This window comes from Agrobacterium burrii (assembly GCF_017313405.1).
Taxonomy (GTDB): domain Bacteria; phylum Pseudomonadota; class Alphaproteobacteria; order Rhizobiales; family Rhizobiaceae; genus Agrobacterium; species Agrobacterium burrii.
The window spans coordinates 17,016-37,934 of the sequence record NZ_JAFLNA010000004.1 but is presented as its reverse complement, the minus strand read 5'-3'; the positions used below and the strand labels follow the sequence as shown (position 1 = coordinate 37,934).

Genomic DNA, 20,919 nt, shown 5'->3' with positions numbered 1-20,919 from the left:
AGCACGAAATTATGCCTAGCTGCTGCTGTCGGCGCCGTCGAGCGCAAGGAGGGCTCGGGCAGTAGCCACTCGACCGAGCTTTCCATTGGTCTCCAAGAACGCGCGTAGCTCATCCTCGATAGCGGCAATTTTCTCAGTTTCTGCCTTCGAAAGCCTGTAGACCTGTTCCACCTCATTGCCGTCCGCGGCAGTAACAACCAGTCTGTAACTATTCGACGGCTCTTCTTCCTCTGCGAATCGTGTTGCTTCAACATGCTTAAATCTACGGGAGAGTAAGTTCAAGCGGTGGTTGAACTCCACTTCGTCTGCGTCCACCCACCGCTCTGACGGCTTTCTGGCCACGAGACTTGCGATCGACTCGAGCCATGCCTGATCGTCTAGGTTTCCGTCGGCGAGACGCAGCACAAATGACTTCAGTTCCGGCTCGACCAGAGCAGCCTTCACTCTTCCGGCGCGGCGAAGAAGCTCTACCCGCTGTGGCCCGAGCGCCTCTTCGGCATCCAATGCGGCGCCCATTGCCGTGGCGACTCTCCTCAGCAGCGATGGATACGCCTCACGAAGCTCACCTACGGAGCCGCTCATGGCTTTGATGAATGCATCGATATCCTGTTCCGCTGCCGCTTGGCCCGGCGCGAATGCATCGATGCCAAATGCGAGGGGCAGGTCGCGGAACACTAGCGCCGTGGGATCCCGCCCGGCAAGAAGGGCATTGCGGGCGGCGATCGTTGATGCACTAAGCTGTTTTGTTCTACGCGCATGGTCGGGAAGTCTAGCAACGAACGTCACGAGCGGCCGTACCACGTCAAGAAGATCGATACCGTCCCGCGGGCCGGTCATCCCCAGCGCGGCCGCCAGCCTGGCAAAGATTTCTGCACGTACGCCTTCGACGACGCAATGCTGAAGCTGGAAATGTTCGGGCTCTTTGACGATACGCGAAAACTCGCGATCACCAACCTGCTGCAAATACGTCCCGTCCTCGTACACAGCGGTCCGATGCCAATTGACAGCTAGATAGATGGCGATCAGCAGTGGGACGAGACCTTCCCGGACGCCATATCGACCACCACGAAGAGAATCCGCAACCTCTTCATAAGGAACAGGACGATCTCCTGCACCTTCCAGCACTTGCCCGATTTTTAGCAACGATGGCCGGAGGCGGAGAGGATCCGACCCCTCTGGAGGCATCTGGACAGCCCAACCCCCATCCCGCTCGATGTGCACGTTCCCTGCCTTGATCACGGAGAGATAGACTGCCAGCTCCGGCGGAGTTCCCCCCTTGTCGAGCCCGAGCGAAGGCGTGCCGGCCGACGCGGAAAGTCCTTCCATCACGCGAAACCGCGCGGACGCTGCCGCCGAGCTCAAGTTCCGACGGTTAAGGAGCTCGTTTGTAACCTTTGGCGAGAGATCGAAGACCTTGTCACATATTTCCGATACGAGACCCGTAAGGCGCCGGCCGGTAGAAATGTCCATCTGGCGCCCTGCGTGGTACCAGGACATCGAGCTTGCGGCGGTACCGCGAATGTCTAGGTACGCGTCTAGGAATCGCGACAGCCGCGCCTCCGCTAAGGCGAACTGTCTAGCAGCCTCATTGCGCGCAATACGATCACCCGCCATGGTCGATACGTTCTCTCGCACCCATTTCCATGCTGCCACTTCATTGAGGAATGGCAAGATCGCGGCAATCGGCTGGGGAACACATCCTATAATCGTCGGGGGCAGCAACGAAGCAACATCTTCCAGGCTTTGGACCGCTTGCCGACGCTCTGCCTCGCTCGTGCTCAGAAACACAAGGATCTGGCCGTCGGAAGTGAAAGCTTCGCTTGCAGCTTTTTCAAGAACCTCACTCGCATCACTTGCGTTGACGTGCCTCACATCGAAATGTCTCAGCGCTCCCGTCTGCACATAGTGTCGTCTAGCGACGACCGGCTCGTTGGAAAGGTTCGCCTTCAAGGCCTGCAGAGTGACTCCGGCTCGCTTGGTAGCGGCGAGACCCTTGGCATACGCTTCTTCGAGATCAACACTGGTATGCGGCCAGAGGCATAGCGCGCCACTTGCACCACGGTCATAGATCGTCTTTGACGACTTTTTAAGTCTCTCGATCGTCCTTTCGACTTTCTGACGAGAGATCGGGTTCGCACCAGCGACGCAAAGCGAGACGGCTGCCGGCGTCGCGGCTAGCGTCTGCTCGTCCAGTAGGTTCAGAACTGCGATCGTCCGCACAATCAACGAGCCTTCTGGCTCAAGGTTTTCCAGACTTGCAACAACCTCGCCGATCATGCCCCACCGGGAGGCCATGGTGCTGGAACCGATCAAACCGGCAAGGTTCGCCACCAGGTAGTCGTATAGATCACCGACTCGATATGGAGCGAACGACTTCAACGGCCTCGAAGAATGTTCTAACAACCCGTGCGGCTCGGCCGAAGACAGAAATCCAAAGAGGGAGCGTTCGTTTTGCCCGAAACGCCGTAGAAGCCGGGAAAGAACTGGCAACGTGGTCGGGTCGATAGGCAGCAGCGACGGTGATAGGGCAATAAGACTTTCACGTCCGGCGGACACACCGTACCAACCCAGATCGAGGGCTGCGGTCATCGTCAACTCCGCAGCCTTGGAAAGGTCCTTCGGAATCGCAGCACGATCGACGTCGAGCGCGGCGGCGATAAGGTTGGCGGTTTGCTCGATCGGCGGCGCGAAAACGACCTCCTCGAACCGGCTGGAAACCTTCTCCCATTCCTTCCGCTGGACGGCGGGCAAGCTTAACGCGTAGCTCCCTACAGCTTGATGCAGGACCGCTATGACCATGATTGGCGACGATCCGCTTCGGACCGACAACTCTGCGAGATGCTGCAGCAGATAGACGTCGTCGGAAAGTGCGGAGTTAACCGCAAACTCCAGGTTCTTGCCGAGCTCGTCCAAAACGATGAACAGCCCGTCGGCTTTCCCTGCATTCGATAGGGCTTCGTTAAGAGCGCCGAGAGCTTCGACTACTTTGAGCGGTTCCGAAACTTCGGGTTGAGCAAGCAGCGTTGCAAGCGCGCGCGGTACTTTTCCAAACGCACGAGTCGCCGTTGCCTCGACGGCTCGTAGCACGCCCTTCCCGATCGGTTCTCTCTCGCCCACGAAGAGGACGGGCTCGAGCCTAGATGGCGAAACCGATCCGTGCAGAGCCTCGGGCAAGAGGTCCGGTTCCGCTGCAGCCAGCCGGGCGAGTGCGAGCGCGAGGCTTGATTTGCCGGAACCGTAATCGCCGGTGAGGCGCCAAGCACGCTGGGTGGAAGTGGGTTTGAAACCCTGCGACAGCCGCTCGACCGTCGAAGCCACGAATGGCGTGACAGCGTAGTGAAGCGTCGATCCCAGGTCCGCGTAGTCTCTCTCAATCTGGACCGATCGAAGATGATGCGGCCGTACCTGAAGGAGGTCGCGAAAAACCGGATCGGAGGTTCGGACGCGGTTTTTAAGCATGGGCGAGATCCTCGGCGGCGTAGACCTTTGATAGCAGGGCGAGCGGTTCCCGTCGCTGCCTTCGGCGGACCATAATTTGATTAAGGCTTTCGAGTAGCTCGAAGCTGGCGTTCTTCTCACGCGATAAGACGCCCAGACGTTCGCGAACTTCGTTTTCGGGCAGTCTTAAGACACGCCCTGGACTGAGCCGCGAGAATGCGACCTCGTTGAGCGTGACTGTCTCTTCGTGCTGAAGCTCTCGGTTCCACCAGTCATGCAGGCAAAACTCAAACGTCGTCTGGCTCAGGCTATTCTTCGGTTCGAGATCGAAAGCATACACTTGCTCGTTACGCCCCTCGGCAAGTTCGCGAACACCCACGTGACGGATCAGCCGCAGCGACGAAAGTGGACTGTCCAACGCCTCTTCAGATCGCCCCGATCGCCCCGGAAGGTAGGTGTGAAGGCAGACGTCGAGGTGCTGTTTTGCCGAGACTGGAGACAGGGCACGCTGCGCCCGCTCCGCTTCTTGGGAGAAGGCCAGCAGCGCGGCGGACGCCGAAAAAGTCGGCTCGTTCCAGCGATTGAAGAGAAGTTCCCAGGCGAAGAAAGGCGCCGTCTGCAACGTGGCGATTTTCCAGTGAAGCAGCCAAAGGGTTTGCTGGTCTTCAAGGTAGGGATCATGCCCATGCGCGCCGAACAATGCACGTCCGAAGGCGGTCAGCGACCACCTGCCATCGGTTTTCGACGCGACGCCGTACGCATCAATCCAGCAGCGCAGCGCTTCGACCATGTTCTTGCCAAGTCCTAGGGACACCACGCCGACGAGCGGGTTCGACAACGGATCCTCGCCCCGTTCGATGGCGGCCGCCGCCTTGGGCAGCCAAGCGATCCGAAGAGCGAAGGTCTGATGTCCACCAAAACGGAAGTCGTGCTGAGGAACGCTGGCCAAATCATCTACCCTTTTGATATGCGAAACTACAGTTAGCCGGTACGTGTGTCCGATTCCAAGCTTTAATTTGAAACCCGTCAGTCCAATGTTTAGTTGTCAAAGGTTTTGTTGCCTCAAGGCCGATCTCCCTCCCTTGATCAATATCACAGTCTCAGTCTTGCGGGACGTCCGCAAGCCAACTCTCGGCATGCTCCTTCGTGAAGAAGAGTCCAATCGCAAAAGGTTCTTTGGATAACGATGCAGATGCCAGCAGACCGTCGCGCCGCTTTGTGCGGAGCCCATCGAGGTCTGTCGGGAAGCGCCGTACGACCTTCCCGGCATTTTTCAGGCCTGCCAGCACGGTGTCTCGTGAGAGCTCGTCGCCATAAGCAGTATGATGAAATTGGCATAGGAGCAGCAAGTTGCTAGCTCCCAGTCCGCCGGCGTTCTGAAGGTGGGTCACATGATGAGCTTCGATCAGACGTCGGCGGAACCCAGGAGAATAGACGTAGGTGCCGGGAGGTGCCGCCTTGACCACGTCCATTGTCCCGATGCATGCTTGGCAGTGCCAAGCATAATGCTCCTCCTTCAGAGCTCTGATGTGCTCTTGCTCCTCGAGGGAGTTTCGGACGTCATCCGTGGCGGTCTTTCGCCTCACCGTCGAGCCGCCACGTCGGCTCGCTAAATACGTCGCTTTGGAGATAGGCGAGAAACGTTTCGGCCGAGGTGCCTGCGGCGTCATCTGCGCGGAAGCCGGCGCGCCGTGGCCGGATCGCATTGTCGACTCCTTGCTAGTGTCTGTATCCGAGTCCAGCCGACCGGCATCGTCCGCTTCCCCGTCGCCGCCCCCCTCGTCTTCCTCAAGAAGGGAAAGCTGATCGGCGGGACGCTTCTCCCTGACTGCCATCATGAGGCCCCATGCGTTCTGCGGAGTTGCCCCCGCACGAAACAGATATCCAACCAAAGCGCTGAAGAATCCGGCGGACGGATCGTCTTCGCTACTAACGAAGACTGTAACGGTGATGGCATCCACCGCGCTTGCTGTCTCTATTTCCAGGGTTTTTCCTGCCAATTCGTACGTAGCGACAAGTCCCTGGCCGAACCGGACGCCGGTTATGCCTCGGACAAGATTTCTGATGTCGTTTCTTATATCTGCAAGCGCGACGCCATGCTTAGGAAGCCTCGATTTCAGCGACGCCGCGACTCGTGGCGATTGGAGGCGACGCAGGTCGTTAGTCAATTGACTTGGGACTTGGGCCTCTTCCCGGATCGTAACGGCGCTCGGAAATGGCGCTTGGCGCCTGAGAGAGCGGATGCCGACGGTCGCGAACTCGCCGATGACGGATGCATGCTTGTTATCCGTATCGATCGCTAGCCTGACTCGCCCGCTCGATAGAGCGGCGTCGGAAAGATCGGGAAAATCGTCCAAGTAAACGTGATTTCGTGGATTTAATGCTTCTGTTAAAGAGATCAGCTCCAGCACCTTTTCCTTGCCGCGAACAGGGATGCATTTGAGGCTTGGTACTCCTGACGCCCAATAGGCCGGTCCGTGAGTGACATCTCGCCAGTGGCGCAGAATCTGTGGTAGGTGATCGTGCTGAACCCGTCTGCTTTGCTTGGAAAGCCATTCGAAAAATGCTGGAGACTGCCCTCCCTTCAGCGAAGCTATCGTCACCCCTAGCAAAACGAGCAGATCGTGGTCGGCGGGCACCGACGTCAGCTTTTCCAGCTTTATCTTGTAGCCGCCCCATAAGTCTCTGTCGGACTTGAACGCAAGATCTGCGGCCTTGAATACGCCAGATGGTGTTGGAACGATAGGTTCATTGGCGAGGTCCTGGAGGTCAAAGCCGCCTTTCCGGTATTGATCCAGACGTATGAAGAAGGCGGATAAGTTTGGATCTTGCCGAAGCGCCGCCACGAGAGACTCTGAAGACGGACGTGACCGCGCGCCAAGCTTGCGGTAGAGTTCGCCCCTGCCGGGCTTGCACAAATACTCCGCGGGTAATGCGCACGCGCCGATCAGGCTGGAGACCTCGTGAAGTTGAGCGATTGGTCGGATTGTCCCGTCTTGCGCCACGGTACTATGCTGTCTTGCAACGTCTTCAACGGCAACGCCTCGTGCATGAAGCGCAGCCAGACCCGTTTCGATCTCCCCCAATATTTGCGACGCCGATATTTCGTTTAGCGCGTCAAGGCTCTCGGTTACCTTTTCCATGGCGAGATCGTACCACGCCACGTACTCGTCCATGATTGGCTGCGTCCGCAGCTTCAAAGCTTTTTTCGCCGCCCGGCTGCCCGCGAGCGTCACGACGTCCCGAGACGGTTCGATGCAGGTGCTTTTCATGACCCCGGCGATATGGCGATCTCTGGGCAGGCAGTATTCGGGCAGTGATCTGTGAATGCCGTCACGGCCCGGCCATATCGGATAGTTGGCGATTTCGGTAAGTCGCGCCTTCGTCACGGCACTCGCGTTGGACTTCAACCAGTCAAAGAAATTTTGGCGGCCTACCGCGTTGACTGGCTTGAAGTCCTTGTTGTGCAGAAATTCGTCGAGCTTGAATTCCTTCAATCGAGCGGCGGACGAAACCAGGAACGGGTGGCCTGCAAGATCGGCATGAATTAACTTCGGATCCACAATGCCTGGCACCGATGGGAGCCCGGTTTTCGACCAACGCACGGCCTTCCACAAATGAATTCCGCCACCCACCACGGGAAGCTTGCCTTTCTCGGTCAGCTCCTTTGGAAGTTCCCCGGATACTTTCCGAAATCGTTCCAGAACCTGAAGGACTTCACGAAAGCGTCTGAGATCCTTGTCGTCGACTTGCTCCGGGACTTCTTCAATAAAGGTCTCGACCGCTGCCTTCTTCTCATCGAATACCAAGATCGCTGACGAACAGACGCGCGAGATTCGAGCAGCAAGTTCATGCGGTGTTGCGGGATGTAATACGTTCTTTTTGTCGCGTGCGATAAGGCAGAGCGCTTCGCTCACCCTTCCCGGATCAGCTTTGCTACTTGCCAGAACCAGTGGCTCAGAACGTTTCATAAGAATAGCGTCGAACGACTTCCCCAACGGCTTGCCGCATACCGAAAGGCCGCCTTCCGCCACAAGCAGTGCCGCTAGCTTGTCCGACACCGCATTGTCCACCCTGCCTTCGCTCTGGATGAGGGTGCCGAAACGCGGACCATAGAGTTTCGCCAACCCTTTTCCGCCAGCCTCCGCAAAGGCGACACGCCCTGCATCTATCAACCGCAGATTACGATCATCTTCGCTGAGCGCATGTCGGGAACGCCCCGCGAGAAACGGCGCTGAAATATCGAATCCGGCGCCGGACGAAGCGCTTTCGCTCGGAAAGGCGATTGGATACCGAAGAAGGCCAACGGATGCGAGTGGCCTGTTGCGACGGTCGACGCTCCACGACACCTCACCATACGTGCGCGCTCCGGACCTGTACAGACGGGGAACCTTGCCCGCCCCGAGATCATTTTCACTCACGGGGAATCTGATGCAATGGCGGCGGACTATCTGTTCCAAAGGGCCAGTTCCATCCCTTTTCTTACATGATCGGAGAAATAGGGCTTTGAACACACCGCCCAGACGATTGCACTCAAAGACAAAGGCTCGAGGTGGATGTCCGACTCTTTGCAGCACCAGTTCGTATCGCCACTCCTTTCCCGGTGCGGACGCCGCGACGAACCTTTCAGGAGCCTCGTCCGCCGACACCAACCAAAGTTCGTCCAACATTTTCGTGGTAGGCGGTTCGAGATACGCTCCGTCGCCATCCGGTTTGCGCATTCGCTCGGTGCGATACTCTGCCGTGATCCTCGTTCCAACGGCTGGCGCGTCAGGATCCTCTACGCGATCCCAAGACGCCGGGTAAAATTCCTTCGGCGCTCCGGATCTACCTCGCGCTGTCAGTTCTACGCGATATCCACCCGACTGGAGCCACACGTCGTCGGCCAACAAAAACAGTGCACGAAGCCCATGGTTCTTGGATCCTATGCCGTCCTTCTTCGCCTCAACCTCGCCACCGGCTCCGAGAACATAACCTAGACGTTTCCAGCCATTTGGGTCGATCGGGCTCCCATTGCCCTCGGAAACGAGCGCCGTCTCGCCAAACGTGATGACTGTTTTCGTCGCTCCTGCGTCGAGATCGTTCTGAACCAATTCGACCACCAAATCGTTCAGCGATACCTCGGCAAGAAATTGTCCGACCACCGCTGCTATATCGATTTTAGATTGCGGCCTCCCCTGCCGGGCAAACAAAGTCCTGTCCAACATCAGAATCACTTTGAGTTTAATTGTTATGCAACTCAGCGTACATCCTTCACGCGGCATATCACAACTACTTTGGACCAATTGATCGGATATGGGGCAATATGGCGGCGGTGGGAAGCCGACACCCTTGCGGTCCGAGTGCCTAGTCAAGAACGTCGAAGTCCGGCGGCGCGAAGCTCTGACGAAACGGGGACCCTCCAGCGCGGACGCGTGAAGGATTCGCTCGTAATTTTGTGCGCTATTTGGCCGACGTACTCTCGGTGAATCCTTTCGCTGATTGTTGACAACGCATTTCAAATGAAGCCACGCTCGAATTCATGGATTCGACATCGGACATAATGAATGCGCTGCGCGCCGCGCGGGCGCTGCTGGACCTCAGTCAGGAAGAACTTGCGGTTGCCGCAGGGGTTAGCCGTCAGATTATTGTCCGGATCGAGAAGTGCGAGGGTAACGTGCTTGCTGAGGCAATCGAGAAGGTGCGTTTCGCACTGGAGGCTGGCGGCGTCGTGTTCGTCGAAGGCAACGCGACCCGAGGGCCGGCTGTCGCGCTTTTACGCCTTCGTGGCTCCAGAATAGAGCCTACCGCCGAATAGACAGCCATCTAGAATTCACGCCGCCCGCGCGTTCCTGGCAATTGTCGAGGCGACCTCATCTGCGACAAGCGCGCCTCTTTCAAGGAGTTCTGCAGCAATTTCCTCGAGAGCGACAGAGTGCTCGGCGACAAGCAATTTCGCTCGTGAATACTGTTGCTCAAGGATTCGACCAACCTCTCCGCGAAGATCGTTCGGTAGCCTTAAGACGTAAGTCGAATTCACGTTGTGTGTCTCGATCAAGAACGGCAGGCTCCTGCCTAGCCCGTACGAGCAGAGCATTCGCGTGGCGGTGACAGTCGCCGTCTCCAGGTCGCTTCCGATTGATCCGCTGAAACCGGTCGATCTCGATCCTAGCACGTGCTCCTCCGCGGCGGCGCCTGCCAGGGCCCTGCAAATGAAATCTTCGAAATCTTCACGCGTCTGGAACAGATGGTCTTCGTCGGAGACCTCATATCGGGTCACACCGGGTGCTACTTGCTTTGAATCGAACCGGTGGAATTTCTTTCGCATAGAGACGCTGACCCGGCATCCCGGCGAGAGGACACAGGTGGCCACCACGTGACCGGCCTCATGTAATGCAACGCGCCGGGCCTGGGCACCTGACAGCTCCTGCAAAGGCGGTAGCGATTTGACGACGTCGTCGATCTGAACAGTGCGCTGAAAAGAGCGTCCGCGCTGCTTCGCCTCCCGTGCCAGCATTTCTAGGTCCGCGCCATTCCATCCTTCAAGATCAACGGCAACCATTCTGAGTACATCTTCCGGATCTTTGATTCTCAGATGGTAGCGAAGGATCTCGAAACGCTCATCTGCCTCTGGTAGCTCGATTTTAATGTGGCGTTCGATGCGACCGCTGCGCAAAAGGGCAGGGTCGATGACATCTGGATAGTTAGTTGCCGCGATGACCACTATTTGGTCTCGGCCTTGCGCGCCGTCGATGCACTCGAGCAGGAAATTGACGACTTGGCGCGAGTAGTCCACATGCTTTCCGCTGAACTTCGCCCGATCGCCGACCGAATCCAATTCGTCCAGGAATAAGACTGATGGCTGCTTCGCCCGCGCCTCCTCGAAGGATTCTCTCATGGCACCGAGGAGATCTCCAAGGTGCCCGAACGATTGCCATAGCGATACAGACGCCGCGATCAAAGGCAGACCGGCCGATCGCGCAAACGCGCGAGCAAAGAGAGTCTTTCCAGTGCCTGGAGGACCATGTAAGAGAACGCCTCGGTCCATCTCGGCCCAATCCAACGCTCCGCTTTTGACGCGGGCGAGATCAGCGATGAATCCGCGGGCCCAAACCTTTGCGGGGCCGTATCCAGGAAGATCTTCAAGAAATGGACTATCCGCGGTGGCACACTCGACGGTGGTTACGAGACGCCGCGCTTCGGCCTCCGAGAGACTGTGTTTACTAGCAATTGAAACTAACAGAGAAAAATCTAACGTTGCTGCGATCTTCGCCGCCTCTTCGCCGAAAGGCCTCCGGCCAAGCAGTCGACGCACAGCGTGTATATGCTCCACCGTCGGACGGACCAGATCAACGATCCCGTCCGCCGCTATTGCGAGGTCAGAGGGGATTTCGGAGCGGCTACGGGCAAGCACTATGATGAAGTCACATTTGCCGTGCTCCTCTAAAATTGGATTAGACACCTTGGGCTTGTTTCCCCGCGGCACCTCCAATACATGCACAAGCGCCCTTTGCTCCTGAGCCCGACGGGGCCGAGATTCAAGCGGCCCCATAAACAGCAGCTCTGCGGCCTTTCGATACGCCTCGCTGACTTTTACGCCACCGGTGACGACAACAACGATCGAGGGAAATCCGTGCATCAGAAGATATTGCGTTCGCACGGTAGCCCGCAGGGCGGCATATCCCAGGAATAAAGCTACTGACCGACGGATCTTCGCAAAAACACGCGGGGTCACGTTCCAGCTATGGACGTTAGCAGCGGCAATCGCCCTACTTGCCATCGGACTCGGCCCAGATCCGGATCATGTCCTTGGCGAAAGGCGAGGGTTTCCCAAGCCTGTACCAACGCTCCATAGACCTGACGACGCCGCCCTCGACAGACAGCAGCTCCAACGGCGCCGTGAAAGTTAGCCACTCCTCTCCGCAAAGATCCATTTTCTTCTGATACCGGAAGTAGCCGGTTAGCATCGGCACCATACGGGACTCAATGTTCCAATCCTCCACCAGAGGACCATGATCTGGATTAAGTAGGGGAAGGGCGCGATCCACTAGAATTCTGCTTAGGTCTGCAGTGAGACTTGCAGATGAGTTTATGCGCGCGCTGATCGCACGCGGCGACGAGTTACCCTGAGGCTCTCCAAATCGAAGTAGTTCCATTGCTAATCCTTTAAAGAATCATGATCATAATGCTCACATGGTAATCATTTTGTCAGACTACACCGCAATTTGTCAACAATGGTGGCTGATAGCGCAGGCGACGATTCACGATTAAGCTGCGGCTGACTGGAGCTTTGTGGACGATGTGAGCGATGCCGTCCGTAACGCCGCGGGCAACAAGCCTGGCCAAAGAGGGACGCGGTTATCCGCTCGCGCCGATGTAATCGGCCGCGTATCGAAAAAGCTGCTCGTTGAAGCGTATAGATTGAGCGTCACTTCCGACGTCATGGTGATCGAAAACTAGAAAGCGCTCAAGACAAGCTGCGGGAGATGAGCGACAAGCTAGAGCGGAACGCGGCCATGCTCGATAAGACCGCCGACAAAAAGTCGTCGGCGTTGGCACTTAAGAAACGAATCCAAAACCGAACTAATCGCTTTCGATCTCCGTCACGAAATGTTCTTCAACGAGTCAGATCCGCAAATAAAGGACTGGCCAAATGAATCGCTTACTCTCGACCGATCGAAATTGCTCCGAAAGAAACAATAGAAGCATGCCTATCGCAGCGTCAAAAATGCCGATCGTTTTAGCCGCATCCAGCGAAAATTCCTGAACCTTTACAATAACGCTCAGGAAAACTGGAGTGGAAGCCGCCCGCAAATGAAACCGATTACGTTGAAAATTGAACCGCAATCAGTGTGTTTTGAGCCGCTATTAACTATACGGGACAAGAATTTGATCAAGAATGGTGGGCCTGGAGAGACTCGAACTCCCAACCAAGCGGTTATGAGCCGCCGGCTCTAACCATTGAGCTACAGGCCCTATTCGGAAACAAGGTGATCCGAAATACCGGCTTCGCAATGGTTCGAATCCGGTGGGTCACGCTCTAACGTAATTTTTATAGCCCGACAAGCCATTGATGCTTTCGCAAGGCAGCGCCGCCGTAATAGCTTCACAATCTAAGGCAATACCCTCCAAAGGGACACAATCAACGAGGAAACACCATGACGACAAAAAAGGTCCGCCTTTTCGCACTCACCGCTTTGACCGCAGCAGCAATGGTGCCGCTGGCCAGCCAGGTGCTTGCGCAGGACGCCAACCCGCGTGAAGCCACCATCAGTGTTTCCGGTGAAGGCCAGGCGGCCATTGCCCCTGATATGGCGATCCTGTCCTTCAGCGTCGTCAAGCAGGCGGAGACGGCGGCTGCGGCGCTTACGGAGAATTCCAAGGCGCTCGCCGAGGTTCTGAAAGCGCTGAAAGAAGCCGCCATCGAAGACCGGGATCTGCAGACCAGCAATTTCTCGGTACAGCCGCTTTACAAGCATTATGAGCCCAAGGATGGCGTTTATATTGCGCCAGAGATCACCGGCTATCAGGTTTCCAACGGCCTGACCGTGCGGGTGCGCGACCTGAAGAAGCTCGGCGCGATCCTCGATACCTCCGTCAAGCTTGGCATCAATCAGGGCGGCGATATCACCTTCACCAATGACAAGCCCGAAGCCACGGTGACCGAGGCCCGCAAGCAGGCCGTGGCCGATGCTATCGCCAAGGCGAAGACGCTGACGGAAGCGGCAGGCGTGAAGCTCGGCCGCGTCATTCAGATCAGCGAAAACTCGCAGCGCCCGATGCCGGTACCAGCCGGCGCGATGCGTGCTTCGATGATGAAGGAAGCCGACAGCGTGCCGATCGCTTCGGGTGAGAACAATTACAGCGTGGTGGTCAACGTCACCTTCGCCCTCGAACAGTAAGCACACTTCAGGGGCGGCACCTGCGTGTCGCCTCCCGCCTGTTTTTAAATCCGGCCATCGGCCGGTTAAAAAAGAAATGCCCCTCGCATGCCTTTCCGGACGAGCGAGGGGCATTTTTTATCCATCCGGCGGACGGGGATGTCACCGGATCGATAGTGTCCGCTTTAGCGGCGGATGACCGGGCAGCCGCGCTCATTAGCGAAAACGATGCGGTCACGGCCTCTACGGTCGAAGCCTGCAACCACAACGCGGCGCGGCGATACATCAACAACGCGGGCACGGCGAAGACCCATGCGGCTTGCCTTTTCTTCCGCAAAACGCGGCGAGCAACCAAAGCGCGGGCGATCAGGACGACCCCAGCCCGGGCCACGGCCTCTGTCATGGCCATAGCCATCCTGAACCTGAACTCTGAACTGAACATCCGAACCAGCCGAAGCCGCAGGAGCGGTGACGGAGATGCCGCCGAAGGCAATGAGAGCGGCGAGGCCGGCTTTTGCAAAGGTGTTGAACATGAACTCACTCCATTTGTTCTTCGCCGGCAGGGAACGTCCCTCAGCGATTGAGGAGACCCTAGCCTCAAACATCTGAATATGAACAGAACCGCATGTTCAGCAGAGGTTCATGGTTGTTAACGGGAGAACACACATTATCGAACGAAATATCAGGCGGAGATATGCAGCACGATTTCGCGGCGATGCGGTCGGTCTCGGTGCTCGAACAGGTAAAGCCCCTGCCACGTGCCAAGCGCGAGCCTGCCCTGCCCGATCGGTACGCCAATGGAAACCGCCGTCAGGGCAGATTTGATATGGGCAGGCATATCGTCAGGGCCTTCCAGCGTGTGGATGACCCAGCGCATCGAGGCGTCGTCCGAAGGCGGCACGAGGCGGGAGAAGAACGTCGAGAGATCGCGCCGGACATCCGGATCGGCATTTTCCTGGATAAGCAGCGAGCAGGATGTGTGCCGGACGAAGACGGTCAGCAAGCCTTCATCCACGCCGGTCTCTCTCACGAAACCCGTGGCCTCGGATGTGAATTCGTAGAGCCCCTGACCATGGGTGGCGATGGTTATTGTCTTTTGCGGCACATTTTTTCTTTCAAACAGGCTGGAACAAAATCGGCGCTGCCAACGTTACGGCATGTCAAATTCTATCCGATAACGATAGAGATAAAATAATAACGCGACGGCGGGCCGTAACAACTAACGGAAAAGCAGCGTCACGGTTGCAAGAAAACGGGGAAGGGTTGGCAATATCAGAATGAACTATTCAGGCTTCCCCGTCCCTCGACGAACAGATCATTTTCAGCGCAAGACAAGAACCAAGCCAGGCACAGGGTGCGAAAGACTTCTTCATGGCATCCACTGACTATCAAGTCGACCTGACCAATTGCGACCGCGAACCCATCCACATTCCAGGTTATATTCAACCGCATGGCTGTCTGATCGCCTGCGACAATTCCCTGCGCATGGTTCTGCGGCATTCGGAAAACTGTCGCGACATTCTGGGTATCGAGGGCGATCTGAACGGCAGGACTGCCGAAGAGGTGCTCGGAAAAGACCTCGTCCACGATCTTCGCAACGCGCTGACTGTCACCGGCAGAACCACGCGCCCCGCCATGCTGCCCCACATGCAGATGATCGATGGCCGCAACTTCGATATTGCTCTGCACCGCTACAAATCCACCACCATCATCGAGTTCGAACCGTCGCAAAGCGAAACACAGCCGCTCGGCACGGCACGCAAGATGGTGGACCGCATCCGCGAGGCCGACAGTCTCGAAAGCCTGATTTCCAGAACGACCCGGCTGATAAAGGCGACGCTCGGTTACGACCGGGTGATGATCTATCGTTTTGAGGAAGACGGGGCCGGCAAGGTCGTGTCTGAGGCAAAGCAGCCGGAACTGGAGAGCTTTCTCGGGCAGTATTTTCCGGCCAGCGACATACCGCAGCAGGCGCGCGCGCTTTATCTCAAAAACACGCTGCGCATCATTTCTGACGCCAGCGGCGCACGCGTTGCAGTCCTGCCCGCTCTCGATGTCTCCGGCGAACCGCTCGATCTGTCCTTCGCGCATCTGCGCAGCGTCTCACCCATCCATTGCGAATATCTTCGCAACATGGGTGTCGGCGCCTCCATGTCGATTTCGGTGATTGTCGATGGCGCTCTCTGGGGCCTGATTGCCTGTCACCATTATTCTCCGCGCGTGTTGACGATGCCGGTCAGGATCGCCGCCGAAATGTTCGGAGAGTTTTTCTCCATGCATCTGCAGGTCCTGAAGCAGAAGCGCCGGCTCGATACCGTCAACCACGCCCATGCTGCACTTGACCGCTTCCTGCGGCTTGCCGCCCACCACGCCAACATCGAAGAACTGCTGATCGACAGTTTTCAGGATTTTGCCGATCTGATGCCCTGCGATGGCGTCGGGCTCTGGGTGGGCAACAACTGGCACGGCCATGGCGCAACACCGCCGCAGGACACCATTCCAAGACTGACGCGTTTCGTTGCATCCGCTTCCGAAGGCAAGGTCTGGGCCACCCATGCGCTGTCGCAGGCCATACCGGAAGCGGAGATCTATGCCAGCACCGCTGCCGGAATGCTCGCTATTCCGTTGTCGCAGGTCAAGAACGACTATCTGCTGTTTTTCCGCAAGGAGATCGTGCAAAATCTGAACTGGGCAGGCAATCCGGAAAAATCCTATGAGACCGGGCCGTTGGGCGACCGCCTCACCCCCCGCAAGAGTTTCGCGATCTGGAAAGAAACCGTTCGCCTGCAGGCGCAGCCTTGGTCGGAAGCCGACCGGGAAATTGCCGAAGCCGCCAGAATTGCGCTTGTCGAGGTCGCCTTCCATCACAGCGAGCTGATGGCCGACGAAAGGGAGCGCGCGGAAGTGCGCCAGCGCATGCTGAACGAGGAACTCAACCACCGCGTCAAGAATGTTCTGGCCATCATCAAATCGCTGGTCGGCAATCCCTCGCAGGAGGGCAAGACCCTGCAGGAATACGTCACCGCGCTGAAGGGCCGCATTCAGGCGCTGTCCTTTGCCCATGACCAGATCATTCGCGGTGAAGGCGGCGGAGCGCTGCGCGACCTGCTGGATGCTGAATTGTCACCGCATCGGTCCACGGAAACCATGGTGCACCTTTCAGGTCCCCAGGTCACGCTCGATTCGCGCGCCTTCTCCGTCATGGCGCTGGTTCTGCATGAACTGGCAACGAATGCCGCCAAATATGGTGCGCTTTCGCAGACCGGCGGGCAATTGCACGTGCACTGGGAAATCAACGAGAACCGCGATTGCGAAATCCAATGGCGTGAAACCCTGCCAACCACGCTGCCGACGCCCTCGCGCGCCGGTTTCGGCACGGCGCTCATCAGCCGCAGCATTCCTTATGATCTCGGCGGACGCAGCACCATGCGATATTTGCCGGACGGGCTGGAGGCGGACCTTGTCCTGCCCTCCCGCCACGTTTCATCGGTCGCGGCGGCTTCCACCGCAAAAACCGAAGAAGAAATCGCGCCACAGGCCAGACGTTACAATCGGGAGGAACCGTTGAAGATATTGCTTGTCGAAGACCAGATGCTGATCGCCATGGATGTCGAAAACATGCTGGAAGACAACGGCATCAAGACGATTGAAACAGCGACCTCATCGGCGATGGCGATCGAAAAGCTGAAGACTTACGTGCCTGATGTCGCCATTCTCGACATCAACCTCGGTTCCGACACTTCGATCCCGGTCGCCAGAGAACTTCACCGCCGCGGCGTTCCCTTCCTCTTTGCCACCGGTTATGCGGATGGCAGCATGGTACCGGATGAATTCGGCAATGTGCCGGTGATACGCAAACCCTATGATGAGGATGCGCTGATGGCGGGTATCGGCTTGCTGGTGGGTGATCCGGAGAGGGTGTAACGCCGTTGATTCGCGAGAACGCTGACGCCGTACTCTAAGACATCCTCGGGCTTGTCCCACTGCTGTCCGGTCTGAATTTCCGTGCAGGCTGCAGTCCCCTTGCCGTGAATCGTGAAGGGTGCGCACTCCCTCAACGTCATCCTCGGCCCTGTGCCGAGGATCTAATCACGTCGAATGAAATCAATACGTTGGCAGATCCTCGGGACAGGCCCGAGGATGACGAAAGAGATGTTGGGAGTTTCACTGGCGACATCAGAATCTACCGCCACTACTGGAAACGCGTGAAGCCCCGCTTTTTCGCATCTTCCGGGCTGATGGCGTTCCCGATTTTAAACCGGAATTCCGTGACTGCGTAGTTTTCCAGATCGACGTCACACTGGAACGATACATCATACCAGGTTCCACCGACGTTGAATGCACCGCCAGTCGCGTCGATCGAACTTCCGGAAATCTTACGACCGGTATCCGATGTCGGTATCATGCCACGGGCGGGAAAACCCGCATTTTGAATTTGGGCCAGAGCTTCCGTGCTGCAAAGATTAACAATACGGCGACGCGGCGGCAAATCACCGAACATCTGACGTCTCTGGGCGGGGGAAAGCAGCGACGAGGAAAGCAGACTTTTGGCAGCAGGAAGTTTTGCGGGCTTTTCTTCCGCCACGTCAGCTGGCTTTTCCTCAGTGGGCTTCGCCTGCGGCACAGGCGCCCGCTCCGGCTCAGCCTCTTGCCTGACGGGCGAAACCGCAATTTCCCCCTGATCGGCGGACGCCTGAAGATCGCTATTGGCGGCAGCAGGCGCGGGCTTCTCCTCTGCCGTTTTTTCCGGCTGGCTTTCTGGTTGCTCGGAAGGCTCGGTCTTTTCCGCTTCTTCCGCCTTTCCCGGCTTGTCTTCGGGGTCCGACTGCGCCTCTTCCGGCCTCATGGCGATGGCGGGCAGCGTTGCCGGCATGGGCGGCAAAGGTTTTGCTTCCTCTGCCGGCGGCGCAGGCGGTGGTGGTGGAGGTTGCGGTTTCTCCTCCTGCTTTGCCTCTTCCGCACCGGGCGGCTTGCCTTCCTCTGCCTTCTTCTCCTCGGGCGGCGGCACCAGATCGACGCTGATGCTTTCCGGCTCCTGCGGTTCGGCTATCCGTTCCGGCAGTTCGAAAAGGAAGATCGCGACAACGGCAAGATGCAGCAGTACGGAGACGGGCACAGCCCAACCTCTCCACCGCCATTTTTCTGCCGAAACCTGTTCCATCTCATCGAACCTGAGCATTGCCTGTCAAAGCGAAACCGCCGTCACATCAGGACAATGCGTAAAAACAAAGGGATAAAGCATCTGGCTTTTCAGAGAAGAGCGGAGCGCTTTATTTTCACACATAAGGCTTGTCGCAGAGTTCGCCAGTGCGGGAAACAAAAAACCCGGCCAGAGGTGACTGACCGGGTTCAATTTTAAAGGAAGCGGAACGCTTAGCTGTCGAGGAAGCTGCGCAGCTTTCTTGAGCGGCTCGGATGCTTCAGCTTGCGCAGCGCCTTCGCTTCGATCTGGCGGATACGTTCGCGCGTGACCGAGAACTGCTGGCCGACTTCTTCCAGCGTATGGTCAGTGTTCATGCCGATGCCGAAGCGCATGCGCAGAACGCGTTCTTCACGCGGCGTCAGCGACGCCAGAACGCGGGTCGTCGTCTCGCGCAAGTTCGCCTGAATGGCGGCGTCGATCGGCAACAGCGCGTTCTTGTCCTCGATGAAGTCGCCGAGATGCGAGTCCTCTTCGTCACCCACGGGGGTTTCGAGCGAAATCGGCTCCTTGGCGATCTTCAGAACCTTGCGCACCTTTTCAAGCGGCATGGCCAGCTTTTCGGCCAGCTCTTCCGGGGTCGGCTCGCGGCCGATCTCGTGCAGCATCTGGCGCGAGGTACGAACGATCTTGTTGATCGTCTCGATCATGTGAACCGGGATACGGATCGTGCGCGCCTGATCGGCAATCGAACGGGTGATCGCCTGCCTGATCCACCAGGTCGCATAGGTCGAGAACTTGTAACCACGGCGATATTCGAACTTGTCCACCGCCTTCATCAGGCCGATATTGCCTTCCTGAATGAGATCGAGGAACTGAAGACCACGGTTGGTGTATTTCTTCGCAATCGAGATCACCAGACGCAGGTTGGCCTCGACCATCTCCTTCTTGGCGATACGCGCTTCGCGCTCACCCTTCTGCACCATCGAAACGATGCGGCGGAATTCGGCGATGGAAATGCCGGTTTCCGTGGAGAGGTTCTGGATTTCCTGGCGGATTTCCCGGATCGTGTTGCTTTCCTCGCGGGCGAATTCCTTCCAGCCGCGAGCGGCCAGATTGGTAATCGACTTCATCCAGTTCGGATCGAGTTCCGCACCGTGATACTGCTCGAGGAAGCTGTCGCGCTTGACGCCGTAGGATTCGGCAAGGCGCAGCAGCCGGCCTTCATTCTGCATCAGACGCTTGGAAATGTCGTAAAGCTGCTCGACGAGGCTGTCGATACGGTTCTGGTTCAGCGACAACGACTTGACGGCCGTGATCAGCTGATCCTTCAGTTCCTTGTAACGACGCTCCTGTCCGGAAGACAGGGTGCCCGTGCAGGCAAGACGTGCCTCGACCTGCTGATCCTGAAGCTTGCGCAGCTTCTTGTAGGTGTCAGCGATGGTGTCGAGCGTTTCCATGACCTGCGGGCGCAGTTCGGCTTCCATCGCGGCAAGCGAAAGATTGGACTCGTCGTCGTCCTCTTCTTCCTCTTCCGGCGGAAGGCCATCGCCGCCCACGTCAGTCACATCTTCGTCGCCGGTCGGCGCGCGCAGCCTGCGGGTCTTTTCCTTCTCTTCGGCAGCCTTGCGGTCCGCCTCGATCTTTTCCGGGCTCTGGAACTGCGGTGCCGCCTTGGCTTCCGGACCGGAATAGGTGGTTTCGAGATCGATGATCTCGCGCAGCAGCGTCGTGCCTTCGTTCAGTTCGTCGCGCCAGATGATCAGCGCCTGGAACGTCAGCGGGCTCTCGCACAGGCCCGAAATCATCGTTTCGCGGCCGGCCTCGATGCGCTTGGCGATGGCGATTTCGCCTTCGCGCGACAGAAGCTCGACGGAACCCATTTCGCGCAGATACATGCGCACCGGGTCATCGGTACGGTCGGTCGGTTCTTTCTTCTTGGCGGTCGCGAGCGCTGTGCCGCTGGAAGGCGCCAGTTCGCCGCCTTCGGACTCTTCCGATTCCGAATCGTCGCTTTCAGCCTCGCCAGACGCTTCTTCAGCATCCTCGTCTTCGATGACGTTGATGCCCATATCGGACAGCATCGCCATCGTGTCTTCGATCTGCTCGGACGTCACCTCTTCGGACGGCAGGACGGAATTCAGCTCGTCCATCGTCACATAGCCGCGCTTTTTGGCGGCCTTGATCATTTTCTTGACCGCGTCATCCGAAAGATCGAGAAGCGGACCGTCCGTCGCACCGTCGCGTTCGTTTTCTGCTTCTTCGTTTTCTTTGACTTTGGTTGCCATCTATCTCGTCGCTTTCCCTGACGCTAACACCTGTTCCGCCGCATCGCCGTCCGCCCCTTGAGCATCCAGCGGTTTGCCGCGAATCACTGTCAGACACCTAACGGAGTGATCTTTAATTGCCGATTAACCACGGCAGCCTCAGGCAGAATGCAAAGACAGTGCACCCGGAAATGCTTGCTCATGCAATTTCTAT

Annotated in this window: 11 protein-coding genes and 1 tRNA gene; 3 read left to right on the top strand and 9 right to left on the bottom strand. The window is 57.6% G+C overall.

Features of this window, described 5'->3' with window-relative positions; genetic code table 11:
- Positions 1-15 precede the first annotated feature (15 nt).
- The 3 genes from JZX89_RS09110 to JZX89_RS09100 all read right to left on the bottom strand — a co-directional run bounded on the left by JZX89_RS09110 (position 16) and on the right by JZX89_RS09100 (position 8,645).
- The gene (locus JZX89_RS09110) at positions 16-3,459 is read right to left on the bottom strand and encodes a hypothetical protein (protein ID WP_207133875.1); all 3,444 of its coding nucleotides are present in this window, start codon (positions 3,457-3,459) and stop codon (positions 16-18) included.
- Positions 3,452-4,387 carry a DUF4007 family protein gene (locus JZX89_RS09105; protein ID WP_207133874.1) on the bottom strand — a complete coding sequence of 312 codons (936 nt, stop codon included), beginning with the start codon at positions 4,385-4,387 and terminating at the stop codon, positions 3,452-3,454. Before JZX89_RS09105 ends, JZX89_RS09110 begins: the two co-directional genes overlap by 8 nt.
- A 151-nt stretch (positions 4,388-4,538) precedes the next feature.
- Positions 4,539-8,645 carry a hypothetical protein gene (locus JZX89_RS09100; protein ID WP_207133873.1) on the bottom strand — a complete coding sequence of 1,369 codons (4,107 nt, stop codon included), beginning with the start codon at positions 8,643-8,645 and terminating at the stop codon, positions 4,539-4,541.
- 314 nt (positions 8,646-8,959) lie between these two features.
- Here JZX89_RS09100 and JZX89_RS09095 point away from each other — a divergent pair, with 314 nt between their 5' ends.
- The gene (locus JZX89_RS09095) at positions 8,960-9,235 is read left to right on the top strand and encodes a helix-turn-helix transcriptional regulator (RefSeq protein WP_207133872.1); all 276 of its coding nucleotides are present in this window, start codon (positions 8,960-8,962) and stop codon (positions 9,233-9,235) included.
- A 15-nt stretch (positions 9,236-9,250) separates the two neighbouring features.
- Here JZX89_RS09095 and JZX89_RS09090 read toward each other — a convergent pair whose 3' ends face one another.
- A complete protein-coding gene (locus JZX89_RS09090) occupies positions 9,251-11,197 on the bottom strand; it encodes an AAA family ATPase (protein ID WP_207133871.1) in 1,947 nt (648 codons plus the stop codon).
- Between the two features lie 1,120 nt (positions 11,198-12,317).
- Positions 12,318-12,393, bottom strand: a tRNA-Ile gene (locus JZX89_RS09085).
- 182 nt (positions 12,394-12,575) lie between these two features.
- On the opposite strand from JZX89_RS09085, the gene JZX89_RS09080 reads away from it, so the two are divergent.
- Positions 12,576-13,319 (top strand): SIMPL domain-containing protein, encoded by a 744-nt coding sequence (locus JZX89_RS09080; RefSeq protein WP_153515013.1) that lies wholly within the window; start codon positions 12,576-12,578, stop codon positions 13,317-13,319.
- 164 nt (positions 13,320-13,483) lie between these two features.
- Here the strand turns inward: JZX89_RS09080 and JZX89_RS09075 are convergent, their stop codons facing one another.
- Together JZX89_RS09075 and JZX89_RS09070 are read right to left on the bottom strand one after the other, a co-directional pair.
- Positions 13,484-13,831, bottom strand: coding sequence for a hypothetical protein (locus JZX89_RS09075; RefSeq protein WP_149900104.1), 348 nt, complete (start codon positions 13,829-13,831; stop codon positions 13,484-13,486).
- Between the two features lie 149 nt (positions 13,832-13,980).
- Positions 13,981-14,403 carry a secondary thiamine-phosphate synthase enzyme YjbQ gene (locus JZX89_RS09070; RefSeq protein ID WP_207133870.1) on the bottom strand — a complete coding sequence of 141 codons (423 nt, stop codon included), beginning with the start codon at positions 14,401-14,403 and terminating at the stop codon, positions 13,981-13,983.
- Between the two features lie 266 nt (positions 14,404-14,669).
- Here JZX89_RS09070 and JZX89_RS09065 point away from each other — a divergent pair, with 266 nt between their 5' ends.
- Positions 14,670-17,222 (top strand): HWE histidine kinase domain-containing protein, encoded by a 2,553-nt coding sequence (locus JZX89_RS09065; protein WP_207133869.1) that lies wholly within the window; start codon positions 14,670-14,672, stop codon positions 17,220-17,222.
- A 268-nt stretch (positions 17,223-17,490) separates the two neighbouring features.
- Here the strand turns inward: JZX89_RS09065 and JZX89_RS09060 are convergent, their stop codons facing one another.
- The gene (locus tag JZX89_RS09060) at positions 17,491-18,414 is read right to left on the bottom strand and encodes a DUF930 domain-containing protein (RefSeq protein ID WP_207133868.1); all 924 of its coding nucleotides are present in this window, start codon (positions 18,412-18,414) and stop codon (positions 17,491-17,493) included.
- Between the two features lie 257 nt (positions 18,415-18,671).
- Positions 18,672-20,726: an RNA polymerase sigma factor RpoD gene (gene rpoD / locus JZX89_RS09055; RefSeq protein ID WP_149900100.1), complete on the bottom strand. Its 2,055-nt coding sequence runs from the start codon at positions 20,724-20,726 to the stop codon at positions 18,672-18,674.
- Between the last annotated feature and the right edge of the window lie 193 nt (positions 20,727-20,919).

Bases quoted from the DNA above. Each gene is read 5' to 3' on its own strand.
- JZX89_RS09110 (WP_207133875.1), bottom strand. From the start codon at position 3,459: ATGCTTAAAAACCGCGTCCGAACCTCCGATCCGGTTTTTCGCGACCTC.
- JZX89_RS09100 (WP_207133873.1), bottom strand. From the start codon at position 8,645: ATGTTGGACAGGACTTTGTTTGCCCGGCAGGGGAGGCCGCAATCTAAA.
- JZX89_RS09095 (WP_207133872.1), top strand. From the start codon at position 8,960: ATGGATTCGACATCGGACATAATGAATGCGCTGCGCGCCGCGCGGGCG.
- JZX89_RS09090 (WP_207133871.1), bottom strand. From the start codon at position 11,197: ATGGCAAGTAGGGCGATTGCCGCTGCTAACGTCCATAGCTGGAACGTG.
- JZX89_RS09080 (WP_153515013.1), top strand. From the start codon at position 12,576: ATGACGACAAAAAAGGTCCGCCTTTTCGCACTCACCGCTTTGACCGCA.
- JZX89_RS09075 (WP_149900104.1), bottom strand. From the start codon at position 13,831: ATGTTCAACACCTTTGCAAAAGCCGGCCTCGCCGCTCTCATTGCCTTC.
- JZX89_RS09065 (WP_207133869.1), top strand. From the start codon at position 14,670: ATGGCATCCACTGACTATCAAGTCGACCTGACCAATTGCGACCGCGAA.
- rpoD (WP_149900100.1), bottom strand. From the start codon at position 20,726: ATGGCAACCAAAGTCAAAGAAAACGAAGAAGCAGAAAACGAACGCGAC.